Below are 17,204 nucleotides of genomic sequence, written 5' to 3' on the forward strand. Positions count from 1 at the left end.
TCCAGACCGGCCGGCGTGCCGTCGTCGTCGTGCCGGGCAGCCAGAACGAAGTTGAGGTCGAATTTGGCGACGGGCGAGTCGATGTCGAATCCGGACACCTCGAGTCCCGGCAGTTCCAGTGTCGGGCGTTCGAGATTCTGCAGCGCGAGCGCCACCTGGAACAGCGGGTGGAATGCCGTCGATCGGGTCGGGTTGATCACCTCGACCAGTTGCTCGAAGGGCACGTCGACGTGGGAGAACGCCTCCAGATCGACGCTTCGGACCTGGCCCAGGAGTTCAGCGACCGTCGCATGCGGCCGCACCTCGGTGCGCAACACCAGGGTGTTGACGAACATGCCGACGAGGGCGTCGAGCGCCTGCTCGCCGCGTCCGGCCACCGAGGTGCCGATGGCGACGTCCGCGCCCGCACCGACCCGCGCCAGCACGGCGGCGAGGCCGGTGTGGATCGCCATGAACAGGCTGGCATTGTGGGCCCGGGCCAGATCCAGCAGAGCGCGGTGGCTGTCGCTGTCGAGGAACAACCGCACGGTGCCGCCTCGGTTCGACGGAACGGGCGGCCTGGGCCGATCGGTCGGCAGCGCCAGGTGATCGGGCAGCCCGGCGAGCGTCGTCGTCCAGTACGCGAGCTGTCCGGCTGCCAGCGACTGCGGGTCGGCCGCGTCCCCCAGCAGAGTCCGCTGCCACACCGCGTAGTCCGCATACTGCACGGGTAGCGGCCCCCACACCGGGGGCTGGCCCGCGGCGCGGGAGGCGTAGGCCGTCATGACGTCCGTGGCCAGAGGCACGAAAGACCAGCCGTCGGCGGAGATGTGGTGCACGACGAACAGGAGGATGTGCTCGGAGCGGCTCTCGCGGAAGAGGTGCACGCGCAGCGGCGGCTCCGCGGTGACGTCGAAGCCGGTCGAGGCGTACCGCAGGACGGCGGTGGTCAGATCTTCACCCGACAACCGCAGCGGGGTCAGGTCGAGCGGAATCGTGTCGACAGCGACGATGACCTGTTCCGCGCCGTCGTCGGTCGGCGGATACACGGTGCGGAGGGTCTCGTGACGGGCGAGGACGTCGGCGAGCGCCGCCCGCAGGGTGGCCACGTCGATTCGCCCGGACATGCGCAGGGCGAGGGGGATGTTGTACGCCGGGGAGGAGGGGTCGAACCGGTTGAGGAACCACATCCGCTGCTGCGCCGGTGACAACGGAATCTGCGCCGGCCGCTCCACCGCTACCAGAGCGGGGCGGTCGACGACGGCCCCGGACTCTGCGGCCGCTGCGAGCAGGCGCACGGTGGGGTTGTCGAACAGGGTACGGACCGCAATGCGGATGCCCAGCGCCGAGCCGACACGCGAGACCACCTGGGTGGCGGACAGCGAGTTACCGCCGAGGTCGAAGAAGTTGTCGTCCAGGCTGATCGACGGCTCCCCCACCACGTCGGCGAACACCGCGGCGACGGCCTGCTGCTGCGGGGTCTCGGGTGCAGCGAATTCGGCCCGTCGGGTGAAGACGGGTGCGGGCAACGCGGCGCGGTCCAGTTTCCCGGCCGGGGTCAACGGCAGCGACTCGAGAACGACGATCGCCGACGGCACCATGTATCCCGGCAGACTTCGTCCGGCGAACGCAGTCAGCACCGAGGGATCCACCACGGCGCGGGACGCCGGAAGCACATACGACACCAGCCGGGTCAGTCCTGCGCCGTCCTCGTGCCCGACGGTGTGCGCGAACTCCACCGCCTCGTGCCCCGACAGCACGGCGTCGATCTCGCCGAGCTCGATGCGGAACCCGCGAATCTTCACCTGGAAGTCGCTGCGCCCGAGGAATTCCAGAACATCGGTACCGGCCGTGTCGCGCACCCACCGCACCACGTCACCGGTGCGGTACATCCGCCCGCCCGATCCCGACGGATCGGCCACGAACCGCTCGGCCGTCAGCCCGGCGCGGCCCACATATCCGCGGGCGACGCTCGGTCCCGACACGTACAGCTCGCCCCGCACCCCCCGCGGCACCGGACGCAACCGCGCGTCGAGCACCAGTACGTCCACCCCCACGGTCGGCGAGCCGACCGTCACCGGCTCCCCCGCCGCCAACGGCGACGTCGCCGAGGACATGATCGTGGTCTCGCTCGGCCCGTAGGCGTTGACCATCCGCCGGCCAGGCGCCCACCGCGCCACCAGCTCCGGCGGACACACGTCCCCCGCCACCACCACCGTCTCGAGGTGGTCGAGGCCGCGATGATCCACCGACGCCAATGCCGCCGGTGTGCAGAACGCATGCGTGATCCGATGCTCGGCCAGGAACTCTGCCAGTTCCGCACCACCGAAGATCGTGGGCGGCGCCACAACCATCGTCGCCCCCGCACCGATGGCCATCATCCATTCGAACACCGAGGCGTCGAAACTGGGGGACGCGAAATGGAGAGTCCGCGACTGCGGGGTCACGGACAGCCGCTCACGCTCGTCCGCAACGAGATTGACGAGTCCGCGATGCGTGACCGCCACACCCTTCGGTCGTCCCGTCGACCCCGAGGTGTAGATCACGTACGCCGGATGGTCGACCGACAGCGCTGCCGCCCGGTCCGCATCCGTCACCGGCAGGCACGGATATCCCGCCAGCGCAGCCTGCACCTCGTCATCGTCGAGGACGATCCACTCCACACGGTCGGGCAGCGCCGCCCGCAGCGCCGTCGTGGTGATTCCTACCGGGGCGCCGCAGTCGTCGAGCATGTGCCCGATCCGCTCGGCCGGATAGCCCGGGTCCACCGGGACGAACGCCGCCCCGGTTTTGGCCACCGCCCAGACGCTCGACACCGATTCGAGCGAACGCGGCAGCGCCACCGCCACCGTCACCTCCGGGCCGACCTGAAGATCGATCAGCAGCCGCGCCAATTGTGTCGAGGATTCGTCCATTTCGCGGTATGACATTGCCGCCCACACACCGGCCACCGACGGCCCGGTCACCGCCACACCGTCCGGGTTGCTCCGCACCGCTGCGGTGAGCAACTGCGGCAACGGCACCGGATCGAAACCCGTCCTGCCCGAGGCGGGCGTCAGGGCGGCGTGCTCGCCCGCTTCGAGAATGTCGACGTCGCCGACGACGAGGTCCGGATCGGTGACGACTGCGGCGAGGATCTGCTGGAATCGCCGCGCGAAGCCACGCACCGTGTCGGCGTCGAACAGTTCGGTGGCGTAAAGGAATTCCGCGCGGATACCGCAGGGCGCCCCGTCCGCGTCGATGTTCTCACCCAAGGTCAGCTGAAGGTCGATCTTGGCGACCCCCGGGTCGATGTCTTCGACCCCGACTCGCAGTCCCGGCAGATCGACGGTTCCGGTGGGCGTCGGGCTCATCGACAGGGCGACCTGGTAGATCGGGTGATGGGCGGTGGTGCGGATGGGGGCGAGGACGTCGACGAGTCTCTCGAACGGGACGTCCGCCGAACCGAACGCCTCGAGGTCGGCATCCCGCACGCGGTCGAGATGTTCACGGAAAGTGTCACCACCGCGCAATGCAGTCCGCAGGACGAGGGTGTTGACGAACATCCCGACGAGGTCGTCGAGGGCCCGCTCGCCCCGGCCGGCGATCGGACTTCCGATGACGACGTCGTCGGTGGCGGACAAGCGTCCCAGCAGCAGCGCCAACGCAGCGTGCATCACCATGAAGGTGGTGGCACCGTCCCGGCGAGCCAACCGGTCGATGCCGCGGTGGACCGCGGGGTCGATCTCGAAGGCGACCGTCGCCCCGGCGAACGTGGGTTGCGGCGGACGAGGCCGGTCGAACGGAAGCCGGAGTTCATCGGGAGCGCCGGCGAGGGTGTTCGCCCAGTACGCGAGTTGGGTCGACATCAGCGAACTGGGGTCGTCGTCGGTGCCGAGAACCGCTCGCTGCCACAGGGTGAAGTCGGCATACTGCACCGCCAAAGACGCCCACTGCGGGACGACACCGGCCGTGCGCGCCGCGTAGGCGGTCACGACATCGCGGCTGAGCGGTCCGAACGACCAGCCGTCGGCCGCGATGTGGTGCAGGGACATGGCAAGTACGTGCTCGGTGGGTCCCGTGCGGACGAGGAGGGCACGAACAGGAGTCTCCACCGTCACATCGAATCCCCGCGAGGCGAAGGCGATGATCCGGGCGCCGAGTTCGCCCTCGGTCGCATCAATGGTCTCTACCGTAACGGCGGCATCGGCTGGCGCGAGCACCACCTGTGCGGGTCCGTCCGGGGTGTCCGGGAACACGGTGCGGAGGGCTTCGTGCCGAGCGACCACGTCGTCGACCGCGGACGCCAACGCCCGCGCGTCGAGGACCCCGGACAGGCGTACCGCGAAGGGCAGGTTGTAGGCGGGTGAGGTGGTGTCGAACTGGTTGAGGAACCACATCCGCTGCTGCGCAAGCGAAAGCGGAATGTGGTCGGGGCGAGTCACCGCGGTCAGTGCGGGGCGGGGCCCACTGGGCACCGGCTGCGCCAAGCGCAGTGCCAACGCGGCCACGGTGGGGGCGTCGAAGACATCCCGGACCGACAGTCTGTTGCCGGACAGTTCCGTGAGCCGCGCCGCCACCCGTGTAACGGACAACGAGTTGCCGCCGAGGTCGAAGAAGTTGTCGTGCGCCCCGACCCGGTCGGCCTGGAGCACCTCGGCGAAAACGGCGGCCACCTGCTGCTCACCCGGAGTACGCGGTGGGGTGTATTCGGTGCCGGTACTGGTGAATTCGGGTGCCGGAAGCGCTTTCCGGTCGAGCTTGCCGCTGGTATTGAGCGGGAACTCGTCCAGGACCACGAACGCGGACGGCACCATGTACGACGGCAACGCCCCCGACACATGAGCACGCACCACCGACACCTCGAGCGCGGACTCCGCCGTCACATACGCCACCAGATGATCACCGGTCACCGCGTCGGCATACACCGTCACCGCCGCACCGGTCACCGCCGGATACGCCCGCAACACCGACTCGATCTCCCCCAGCTCGATCCGCTGACCACGGAACTTGACCTGGAAATCGGTGCGCCCCACATACTCGAGCACCCCGTCCCGACGGCGACGCACCAGATCCCCCGTCCGATACATCCGCGCACCCGGCACCCCGAACGGATTGGCCAGGAACCGATCCGACGTCAGATCGGCCCGCCCCACATACCCGCGAGCCAACTGCACACCACCGAGATACAACTCCCCCGCCACCCCCGCCGGCACCGGATGCAACCGCGAATCGAGCACATACGCCTGCGTATTCCACTCCGGAACACCGATCGGCACCGACACCGTGTCGGCGACCCCACACTCCCAAAACGTCACCGACACCGCAGCCTCGGTCGGACCATACAAATTATGCAACCGGGCCGGCGTCACCGCCCGGAACCGGGCCACCGTCTCCGGCGGCAACGCCTCACCGATCGCGAACACATGCCGCAGACTCCGGCAGGAACCGGCCGGCACCGCAGCAACGAACACATCGAGCATCGACGGCACGAAATCGGTGACCGTCACCCCATGCTCATCGATCACCTGCGCCAGATACCCCGGATCCCGATGCCCGTCCGCGGTCGCCAACACCAACCTGGCACCGACCTGCAACGGCCAGAAATACCCCCACACCGACACATCGAACGTCGTTGCCGTCTTCTGCAACACCACATCCCGACCGGTCAACCCGTACTCGGCCTGCATCCACCGCAACTGATTCACGATGCCCGCATGCGGCACCGCCACACCCTTCGGCTTCCCCGTCGACCCCGACGTGAAGATCACATACGCCGGATTCTCCGGCCGCAGCGCAACCACCCGCTCCGCGTCCGTGACCGCCGCATCGGAGAAACCGGACACATCCACCTCGTCGATCGAGACCACCTCGACCCCCGCCGGCAACCCGACCCGATCCGCCGCCGTGCTCAACACACACACCGGGCCCGCGGAATCGAGCACATACCCGATCCGCTCGGCCGGATGATTCGGATCGACCGGCACATACGCACCACCCGCCCCGAGCACCGCATACATCCCCACCACCAAATCCAGAGACCGCCGCATCGCCAACACCACCCGCGACTCCGGCCCCACCCCCAACCCGATCAGATACCGGGCCAACCGATTCGCCCGCGCACCCAACTCGGCATACGTCAACGACACACCCTCGAACACCACCGCCACCGCACCCGCAGACCGCACCACCCGATCCCCGAACAACTCCGGCAACGTCCCGGCCGGAACGAAATGGTCAGTGGCATTCCAGGTCGTCAACGCGGAGCGTTCGGCGGTGTCGAGCAGCGGGATGTCACCGACGCGCACCGTCGGGTTCGCGGCGACGGCATCCAGGATCCTGCTGAAGCGTTCGGCGATTGCCGCGGCCGTCGACTCGTCGAACAGGTCGGTCGCATACATCAGCTGAGCGGAGATGCCGTCCGGCAGCCCGTGCTCGTCGAACTGTTCGACGAGCGTGAAGTGCAGGTCGAACTTCGCGACATCGAGGGTCGCGTCGAGGCCGCTCAGCGTGAGACCGTCGAGTTCGAGCGTGGTCTGCTCGAGGTTCTGGAAGGTGAGCATCACCTGGAACAGTGGGTGGCGGGCGGTACTGCGAGTGGGACTGAGTATCTCGACCAGCCGCTCGAACGGCACGTCCGTGTGGGAGAACGCTTGCAGGTCCGCGTCCCGCACCCGGCCCAGGAGTTCGCGGAAGGTCGCCCCGGGATCGACCTCCGTGCGGAGGACGATCGTGTTGACGAACATGCCGATCAGATCGTCCAGTTCACGTTCACCACGGCCTGCTACCGGGGTGCCGATCGTGACGACCGGCGTCGCACTCGCACGACTGAGCAGGATGCTGAGCGCGGAGTGCACCACCATGAACAGCGTTGCCCGCTCGGACTGTGCGAGCGACGCCAGCGCCCGGTGCACGGATGCGTCGAGTGCGACGTCGACGTGGCCTCCGCGGTAGGACTGCTCAGCCGGCCGGGGCCGGTCGACCGGAAGGTCCAGTTCCTCGGGCACCCCGGCGAGTGCGGTCGTCCAATAGTCCACCTGCTGTGCCGCGAGCGAGTCCGGGTCGGATTCGTCCCCGAGAAGTTCGCGTTGCCACAACGCGTAGTCGGCGTACTGCACCGGCAACGGTGACCAGGTGGGCTGTTTCCCTTGTGTGCGTGCCGCGTACGCGGTCATCGTGTCGCGCACCATGGGCGCCATCGACCAGCCGTCGCCGGAAATATGATGGACCACCAACGCGAGGACGTGCTCCTCGGCGTCGATCCGGAACAGGGCGACGCGGACAGGGAGCTCGGTCGTCACGTCGAAACCGGCACCGAGGAAGCCGGCAAGTTCGTTCTCGAGCCGCTTCTCGTCGACGACGGTGACCGGCAACTCGGGAGTTGCGGAGTCGGCGTCGAGGACGACCTGGTGCGGTCCGGTCTCCGAGTCCGGGAACACGGTGCGGAGGGTTTCGTGCCGCTCGATCAGATCAACGACCGCGGCGGTCAGGGCGCCGGTATCGAGTACACCGGACAGGCGTACCGCGACGGGCAGGTTGTAGGCGGGTGAGGTGGTGTCGAACTGGTCGAGGAACCACATCCGCTGCTGCGCCGGGGACAACGGAATCCGCTCCGGGCGTGGCCGGAGCATCAGCGCGGGACGGACCTCATCACCCGTCGTCCCCGACACCGTCGCCGCGAGTTCCGCCACGGTCGGCGCCTCGAAAAGGTCTCGCACACCCAACGGCACTCCGAGTTCGGCGCGGATCCGGGACACCAGCTTGGTCGCGATGAGCGAGTTGCCGCCGAGGTCGAAGAAGTTGTCGTGCGCCCCGACCCGGTCGGCCTGGAGCACCTCGGCGAAAACGGCGGCCACCTGCTGCTCACCCGGAGTACGCGGTGGGGTGTATTCGGTGCCGGTACTGGTGAATTCGGGTGCCGGAAGCGCTTTCCGGTCGAGCTTGCCGCTGGTATTGAGCGGGAACTCGTCCAGGACCACGAACGCGGACGGCACCATGTACGACGGCAACGCCCCCGACACATGAGCACGCACCACCGACACCTCGAGCGCGGACTCCGCCGTCACATACGCCACCAGATGATCACCGGTCACCGCGTCGGCATACACCGTCACCGCCGCACCGGTCACCGCCGGATACGCCCGCAACACCGACTCGATCTCCCCCAGCTCGATCCGCTGACCACGGAACTTGACCTGGAAATCGGTGCGCCCCACATACTCGAGCACCCCGTCCCGACGGCGACGCACCAGATCCCCCGTCCGATACATCCGCGCACCCGGCACCCCGAACGGATTGGCCAGGAACCGATCCGACGTCAGATCGGCCCGCCCCACATACCCGCGAGCCAACTGCACACCACCGAGATACAACTCCCCCGCCACCCCCGCCGGCACCGGATGCAACCGCGAATCGAGCACATACGCCTGCGTATTCCACTCCGGAACACCGATCGGCACCGACACCGTGTCGGCGACCCCACACTCCCAAAACGTCACCGACACCGCAGCCTCGGTCGGACCATACAAATTATGCAACCGGGCCGGCGTCACCGCCCGGAACCGGGCCACCGTCTCCGGCGGCAACGCCTCACCGATCGCGAACACATGCCGCAGACTCCGGCAGGAACCGGCCGGCACCGCAGCAACGAACACATCGAGCATCGACGGCACGAAATCGGTGACCGTCACCCCATGCTCATCGATCACCTGCGCCAGATACCCCGGATCCCGATGCCCGTCCGCGGTCGCCAACACCAACCTGGCACCGACCTGCAACGGCCAGAAATACCCCCACACCGACACATCGAACGTCGTTGCCGTCTTCTGCAACACCACATCCCGACCGGTCAACCCGTACTCGGCCTGCATCCACCGCAACTGATTCACGATGCCCGCATGCGGCACCGCCACACCCTTCGGCTTCCCCGTCGACCCCGACGTGAAGATCACATACGCCGGATTCTCCGGCCGCAGCGCAACCACCCGCTCCGCGTCCGTGACCGCCGCATCGGAGAAACCGGACACATCCACCTCGTCGATCGAGACCACCTCGACCCCCGCCGGCAACCCGACCCGATCCGCCGCCGTGCTCAACACACACACCGGGCCCGCGGAATCGAGCACATACCCGATCCGCTCGGCCGGATGATTCGGATCGACCGGCACATACGCACCACCCGCCCCGAGCACCGCATACATCCCCACCACCAAATCCAGAGACCGCCGCATCGCCAACACCACCCGCGACTCCGGCCCCACCCCCAACCCGATCAGATACCGGGCCAACCGATTCGCCCGCGCACCCAACTCGGCATACGTCAACGACACACCCTCGAACACCACCGCCACCGCACCCGCAGACCGCACCACCCGATCCCCGAACAACTCCGGCAACGTCCCGGCCGGAACGAAATGGTCAGTGGCATTCCAGGTCGTCAACTCCCGGGCGCGCACAGCCGGATCGGTGATCGCCACGTCGCCGACCGCCATGCCGGGTTCGGCGGTGACGGCATCCAGGATGCGCACGAACTGCGCCGCGAAGCCGTGAATCGTGGCGTCGTCGAAAAGATCTGCAGCGTAATTGAATTGCGCCCCGATCACACCGGGGCGGCCGCCGTCATGGGTTTCGGTGAGCACGAGCTGCAGATCGAATGCGGCGACATCGGGCACGATCGGCTCACTCGACACCGACAACCCCGGCAGTTCCAGATGCGCGGGCGCATGATTCTGGAAAAACAGCGCCACCTGGAACAATGGATGGTGTGCGGTGGTGCGGGTGGGATCGAGATGCTCCACCAGCCGCTCGAACGGCACCTCGGCGTGACCGAATGCTCCGAGGTCGACCTCACGCACGTGGTTCAGCAGGGCGGTAAACGACATCGCCGGGTCGACCTCGGTCCGCAGGACCAGGGTGTTGACGAACATGCCGACCAGGTCGTCCAATTCACGATCTCCGCGGCCTGCTACCGGGGTGCCGATCGCGATGTCGCGGGACGCGCTCAACCGGCTCAGCAGCAGCGCCAACGCCGAATGCGCCACCATGAACAGGGTCACGTTGTGTGTGCGGGCGAACGCCACAAGGCGTTCGTGCAGGTCGGCGGGAATGTTCCAGGCAAGCGTCGAACCACGCTGCGACGCGGCCGCGGGTCGGGGACGGTCGGTGGGCAGGTCGAGGCTGTCCGGCAGCCCGGCCAGCGCGGTGTCCCAGTACGTCAGTTGCTGCGCCGCCCGCGACTGCGGGTCGTCCTCGTCACCGAGCACTTCGCGCTGCCAGAGGGTGTAGTCGGCGTACTGCACCGATAGCGGCGACCACGGCACGTCGTGTCCGGCACTGTGCGCCGCGTAGGCGATCATCACATCGCGGGACAGTGGAGCGAACGACCAGCCGTCGGCGGCAATGTGATGGAGAACCAACGCGAGGACGTGCTCGCCGGCTCCCGTTCGGAAGAGCCGCGCCCGCACGGGGATGTCGGTAGTGACATCGAATCCGGTGAGAACGAACTGACGGATCGCGTGGTCGAGTCGGTCGACGTCCGCGTCGGTGACGGTCATCTCTACGTCGACCTCGCCGGGCGCGAGAACCCGCTGCCACGGTCCGGTGCCGGAATCGGGGAAGACGGTGCGCAGCGATTCGTGCCGCTCGACTACGTCGTACACGGCCCGACCGAGTGCAGCGACATCCAGGTCGCCGGAGAACCGCACGGCGAGAGGAAGATTGTGGACGGGGCTGCCGGTGTCGAACTGGTTGAGGAACCACACCCGCTGCTGAGCGGAAGACAACGGCACCCGCTCCGGCCGGGCCCGAGCGGACAGCATCGGGACATCGGCGTGGACCTGGCGATCGGCACCGTCGAATCGTTGTGCGAGCCCGCCGACGGTCGGCGCGTCGAAGACGTCGCGCAGCGACACCGGAAGATCCGCGGCGCTGCGGAGCCGGGACACCAGGCGGGTGGCGACGAGCGAGTTGCCACCGAGTTCGAAGAAGTTGTCGGTCAACCCCACCCGGCCGAGGTCGAGTACGTCGGCGACCGCCTCGGCGACTGCGATCTCGACGGCGGTCCGAGGTGCCACATATTCGGTGCTCACAGCCTCGATGACCGGGGCCGGCAGCGCGGCCCGGTCGAGTTTGCCGTTGGCCGACAGAGGAAGACCGTCGAGCGTTACCACGTAGGCCGGAATCATGTAGGACGGCAGCACAGCCGATACGTGCTCGCGCACTGCGGCGGGGTTCACCCCCTCCTCACCCACGACATACGCGACGAGGGACTCCTGACCGCGGTCGTCGCGGTGCACCGTCACCACTGCGCGTCGAATGTCCGGGTGCGATTCGTAGGCGCTCTCGATCTCGCCCAGTTCGATGCGCTGTCCACGCAGCTTCACCTGAAAGTCGGTGCGTCCCAGGTATTCCACGGCACCGTCCGGGCGGCGTCGCACCAGATCGCCCGTCCGGTACATCCGGGCACCTACCGCGAACGGATCCGCGATGAACCGGTCTGCCGTCAGATCGGCACGGCGGAGATAGCCACGGGCCAGCTGCGCGCCCGCGAGGTAGAGCTCACCGGCCACCCCGTCGGGCACCGGGTGTAACCGGGCGTCGAGCACGTGCAGTCGGGTGTTCCACACCGGTCTGCCGATGGGCACCGTAACGGTGTCTGCGGAGCTGGTGCGCCAGAAGGTGACGTCGACCGCGGCCTCGGTCGGCCCGTACAGGTTGTGCAGGTCGGCTGCGCTGATGGCCCGGAACTTCGCGGCCTGATCCGGTGTCAGCGCCTCACCCGAACAAATGACCATACGCAACGAATCGCAGTGCGCTGCGGACGGTTCGGCGGTGAAGACCGACAACATCGAGGGCACGAAATGCATGACGGTGACGCGGTGTCGGCGCACCAGCGTGGCGAGGTACTCGGGGTCACGGTGTCCGTCCGGTGCGGCGATCACCAATGTCGCGCCGACCTGGAGGGGCCAGAACAATTCCCACACCGACACGTCGAAGGTGACCGGCGTTTTCTGCAACACCGCATCGGTGGAAGTCAGGGCGTATTCATCCTGCGCCCACAACAACCGGTTCACGATCGCACCGTGGGTGACCACGACGCCCTTCGGTCGTCCCGTCGACCCCGACGTGAAGATGACATAAGCGGCGTGCTCGGGAGCCGGTGCCACCGGCAGCGCCCCGGATTCGCCGGTCGACAGGTCGAGAATGTCGACGTGCAGGACCGGTGCATCGGTGACCCACTCGACGCCTTCTGTGCTGCGGGTGAGGAGGCACACCGGCCGCGAAGTCTCCAGAACGTACGTGGTGCGGTTCACCGGATGGTCCGGGTCGACCGGTAGGTACGCGGCGCCGGCCTTCAGGATCGCGTAGATGGCGACCATGAGGTCGAGCGAGCGCCGCATGCCCACGGCGACCACCGATTCCGGTCCCACGCCTTCCGAAACCAGGTGGTGGGCAAGGCGGTTGCTACGCTCGTCGAACTCTGCGTAGGTGAGCCACTCGTCCTCGAATATCAGTGCCACGGCGTCGGGGGCGGCGGCGGCACCGGCTGCGAACAGCGACACCAACGTGTCGGGGGGCACGGGATGGTCGGTGGCATTGCGCGCGTCGAGGGCGGCCCGTTCCGGTGCCTCGAGCAGGTCGATGTCGCCGATAGTGACCGGGTCGTCGTCGAGTACGGCGTCGAGAATTCTGCGGAACCGTGCGCCCATCGCCACGATCGTGCGCTCGTCGAACAGGTCGGTCGCGTACGAGAGGTCCATCGACATGCCCGCGGCCCGGCCCTCGGCGTCGACGTGCTCGACGACGGTGAGCTGGAGGTCGAATTTGGCCATGTGGACGTCGATCTCGGCCGCCTCCACGGTGAGGCCGTCGAGTTCGACACGGGTGGTCGCGGTGTTCTGGAACGAGAGCATCACCTGGAACAGCGGGTGATACGCCGACGAGCGCTCCGGGCTGAGGACCTCCACGAGGCGCTCGAAGGGAACGTCGCCGTGCGAGAACGCGGCGAGGTCGGCGGTGCGGACACGGCCGAGGAGGTCGGCGAACGTGTCGTCCGGTTCCAGGGAGGTCCGCAGCACCAGGGTGTTGACGAACATGCCGACGAGGTGGTCGAGTTCTTCCTCACCGCGGCCGGCGATCGGGGTGCCGATCACGATGTCCGAGCCGGCACCGAGGCGGTGCAACAGCACGGCCAGGACCGCGTGCGTCACCATGAACGGCGTGGTGCCGGTGCGGTGGGCCAGCTGCGTCAGTTGCTCGTGCACGAGGGCCGGCACCGTGAAGTCGACTCGGCCGCCGCGATGCGACATCTGGGCCGGGCGTGGACGGTCGGTGGGCAAGTCGAGCACCTGCGGCAGACCGGTGAGTACGCCCTGCCAATGGCTCAGCTGCTGGGCGGCCACACTGTCCGGATCGGCTTCCGAGCCGAGCATGTCGCGCTGCCAGAGCGTGTAGTCGGCGTACTGCACGGGCAGCGGCGCCCAGGACGGGATCTGCCCGTGGGCACGCGCCGCGTAGGCGACCATCACGTCGGCGGCGAGGGGGGTCATCGACCACCCGTCGGCGGCGATGTGGTGAACCACCAGAACCAGCACGTGACGGTCGGTGGCCTCGCGGAAGAGCCCCACACGAAGCGGTGGATCGGTGGTCAGGTCGAAGCCGGTGCCCCCGAGCGACGCCACTGCGGCTGTGAGGGAATCGGCGTCCACCGCGACCGGCGCGCCCGGCGGCAGCACCGCGCCGGACGGCAGGATCACCTGGTGTGGTCCGTCCGTACTGTCCGGGAAGATCGTGCGCAGCGTTTCGTGACGTTCCGCGACATCGGTGAGTGCGCACCGGAGGGCGTCGTGGTCGAGGTCCCCGGTGAGCCGGAGGGCGATCGGCAGGTTGTACGCCGGAGACGCCGGGTCGAACTGGTTGAGGAACCACATCCGTTGCTGCGCAACAGACAACGGCACCCGATCCGGGCGCTCCCGCGGCCGCAGGACCGGTCGCGCGCGCGTGTGCGACGTCGACTCGGCCACGGCGACGGCCAGCTGGGCCACCGACGGCGACTCGAAGAGGTCACGGACACCGATCCGCACCTTCAGCGCGGCTCCGACCCGGGACACCACCTGGGTGGCCATCAACGAGTTGCCGCCCAGTTCGAAGAAGCTGGATTCGACGCTCAGGTAGTCGACGCCGAGGACGTCCCGGAAGATCCCGGCGAGCACCTCCTCGGTGCCGGATCGGGGTCCCACGATCGAGGCGGACCGCTCGGCGAAAACGGGGGCGGGCAGGGCGTTGCGGTCGAGTTTGCCTGCCGGCGTGAGCGGCAGCGAGTCGAGGACCATGATTGCGGACGGCACCATGTACGCGGGCAGGCTGCGCCCGGCGAACTCGGCCAGCTCGCGGGTGTCGACCACGGAATGCGGCGCGGGCAGCACATACGAGACGAGGCGTGTGGTTGCGGCGCCCTCGTGGCCGATCGTGTGGGCGAACTCCACCAGCGGATGCGCCGACAGGGCCGCGTCGATCTCGCCGAGTTCGATGCGGAACCCGCGGATCTTGACCTGATGGTCGCTGCGGCCGAGGAAGTCGAGCACCGGTGTCCCGTCGGCTGCGGACACCCAGCGGACCACGTCGCCGGTGCGATACATCCGTCCACCCGTTCCGAACGGGCAGGCCACGAACCGTTCCGCCGTCAGCCCGGCCCGGTGCACGTAACCCCGGGCCAGGCTCGCGCCGAGAACATACAGCTCGCCGCGAACCCCGGCGGGAACGGGCCGCAGCCGATGATCGAGGACCACGAGATCCACACCGACGGTGGGTGCTCCGATGCTCACCGGCTGTCCGGCCGTCAGAGCGGTGGTGGCGGAGGACATGATCGTCGTCTCGCTCGGCCCGTACGCATTGATCATCGTCCGCCCGGGTGCCCAGCGAGCGACCAGCTCGGGTGGGCACACGTCCCCCGCGACGACGATCGTCCGAAGGTCGTGCAGCGAACGGTGATCGAGCGACGCCAGGGCCGCAGGGGTACAGAAGGCGTGGGTGATGTGCTGCTCGGAGAGGAACTCGGCAAGCTCGTCGCCGCCGTAGACCGTGGTCGGCGCGATCACCAGCGCCGCACCCGCGCACACCGCCATCACCAGCTCGAACACCGAGGCGTCGAAGCTCGGGGAGGCGAAATGCAGTGCCCGCGAGTCCGGTGTGACTCCGAGCCGGTCGCGTTCGTCCGCGGCGAGGTTCACCAGACCGCGGTGTGTCACCGCCACACCCTTGGGCCGGCCCGTCGACCCGGAGGTGTAGATGACGTACGCAGGGTGGTCCAGCGACAGGGCCGCGGTGCGGTCGGCGTCGACGACGGCACCGGTCGGATAGGAGGCGAGTTCGGCCCGGAATTGGTTGTCGTCGAGGATGATCCAGTGTGTGCAGTCCGGCAGGTCGGCGCGCAGGTCTGCAGTCGTGATGCCGATCGGCGCCCCACAGTTTTGGAGCATGTGCAGGATCCGCTCGCGCGGATAGCGGGGATCCACCGGAACGAAGGCTGCCCCGGTTTTCGCCACCGCCCACACACTCGACACCGAGTCGAGCGAGCGGGGCAGCGCGAGGGCGACCGCGACCTCGGGGCCGACCTGCAGGTCGATCAGCAGTCGAGCCAGCTGGTTCGACGTCTCGTCCAGGGCGCGGTAGCTGAGGACGCCGGCGGGCGCTTCCGTTCCCGGTACGACCAGGGCGTCACCGTCCGGGTTGCTTCGGACGGCCCCGGCGAGCAGATCCGGCAGGGTGACCGGGGCGAACCCGGCACGGCCGGTCGCGGGCACCAGGCTGCGGTGTTCGTGCTCGTCGAGAATGCCGAGGTCGCCGATCCGACCGGGCCGAAGGGCATCAGAGGTGAGGAACTCGCCGAAGAATCGGGTGAACCGGAGGTGATGCGTGTCGAGCGCCGTCTCCGAGTAGAGGTCCGGGTTGGCCTCGAAATCGAGGTTGAGGCTCGTGCCGGCCACCCCGTGGTAGACGTTGACCGCCAAATCGCTGATCGGGCCGGTCGACAGCAATTCCAGTCTGCCGACGATGTCGCCGAGCGTGATCTCGTTGTGGAAGAGCATCACGTTGATCAGTGGTCCGTAGAAGCCCTGGTCGTCGGCGGCGGCGTCGCGGCGGATGTCGATGTGCGGATACCGCTGGTGGCGCAGCGCCGCCGTCACCTCGAGCCGGACCGCGGCGACGAGGTCGGCGCTCGTCATGTCCGGGCGGACCTGCAGTCGCAGGGGAACCACGTTCGACACCATGCCGCCGGAGCGGCGGAGCAGCGCGGTGGTTCGGGCCGTGACGGGCAAGCTGAGGGCCACGTCCTCGCGGCCTGTCATGCGTGCGAGGTAGGCGGCGAATGCCGCGATTACCTCGAACGCGACGGAGGAGGCATGCCGATCGACGGCGGCGTCGAGGTGGTCGACGAGGGTGCCGGGCAACTGGCTGCCCGTGGTACGACTGCGGGCGCGCGCCGGTGCGGTGCGGTCCACCAAACTGTGCGGCTCGCCGATGCGAGCGACGAGTTCCGACCAGTATCGGCGGTCAGCGTCGTAGCGGGCGGAGGTGCGGTAGTCGTGGTCGACGCCGGCGACCTCCGTCAAGTCTGCCGCCTTGGACGGCGCGGCGATCACCCCTCGGACGGTAGCCGTATAGAGCTCCGCCGCTCGGTCGACGAGCGTGACCGAGCCCATTCCGTCGAGGGCCACGTGATGAACCCGGCTGTACCAATAGTGGCGGTCGGGCGCGATTCGAAGCAGCGCGGAAAACACCAACCGGTCCCGGAACACGTCGATCGGGGCGGTGTACTCCTGCCGCATCCACTCCTTGGCGGCGGCCCGCGGGTCGGGTTCGTGCAGCAAATCGACGAAGCGGACCGAGGCTTCGAGGGTGGGATCGACCACCTGATACGGGACACCGTCGACCTCGATCAGGCGCAGGAACGCGGACCCGAGTTCGCGGCCGGCGGTGATCATCGACTCGGACAGCAGGGGCGCATCGAGCTCCCCGACCAGTTCGACACACTGAGCGATGTTGACCGGCACCGAGGGTTCGAGCTGCTGGGCGAACCACATTCCCTGCTGCGCGGAAGAAAGCGGGAAGGCATTCTCCGGGAGATCACCTGTCGGAGGCAGGGGCGGAACCGGCACAGCGTCGACCACCCGTCCACCCCTGTTTCTCATCTCGGCGGGCGGACGAACCACCCCGTCACCACCCGACAGTGACTGGCGACCCTGGGA

The 17,204-nt window shown here is 68.1% G+C and carries 1 protein-coding gene (only partly in view); it reads right to left on the reverse strand.

Annotated features, from left to right (window positions below; all coding sequences use genetic code 11):
* Positions 1-17,147, reverse strand: the 5' portion of a protein-coding gene (locus R4P95_RS23865) for a non-ribosomal peptide synthase/polyketide synthase (protein ID WP_397517649.1). It extends 12,394 nt beyond the left edge of the window; the window shows 17,147 of its 29,541 coding nt (coding positions 1-17,147); the start codon lies at positions 17,145-17,147; the stop codon falls past the left edge of the window.
* Between the last annotated feature and the right edge of the window lie 57 nt (positions 17,148-17,204).

It is taken from the genome of Rhodococcus sp. IEGM 27, assembly GCF_033142305.1.
GTDB classification, from domain to species: domain Bacteria; phylum Actinomycetota; class Actinomycetes; order Mycobacteriales; family Mycobacteriaceae; genus Rhodococcus_F; species Rhodococcus_F oxybenzonivorans.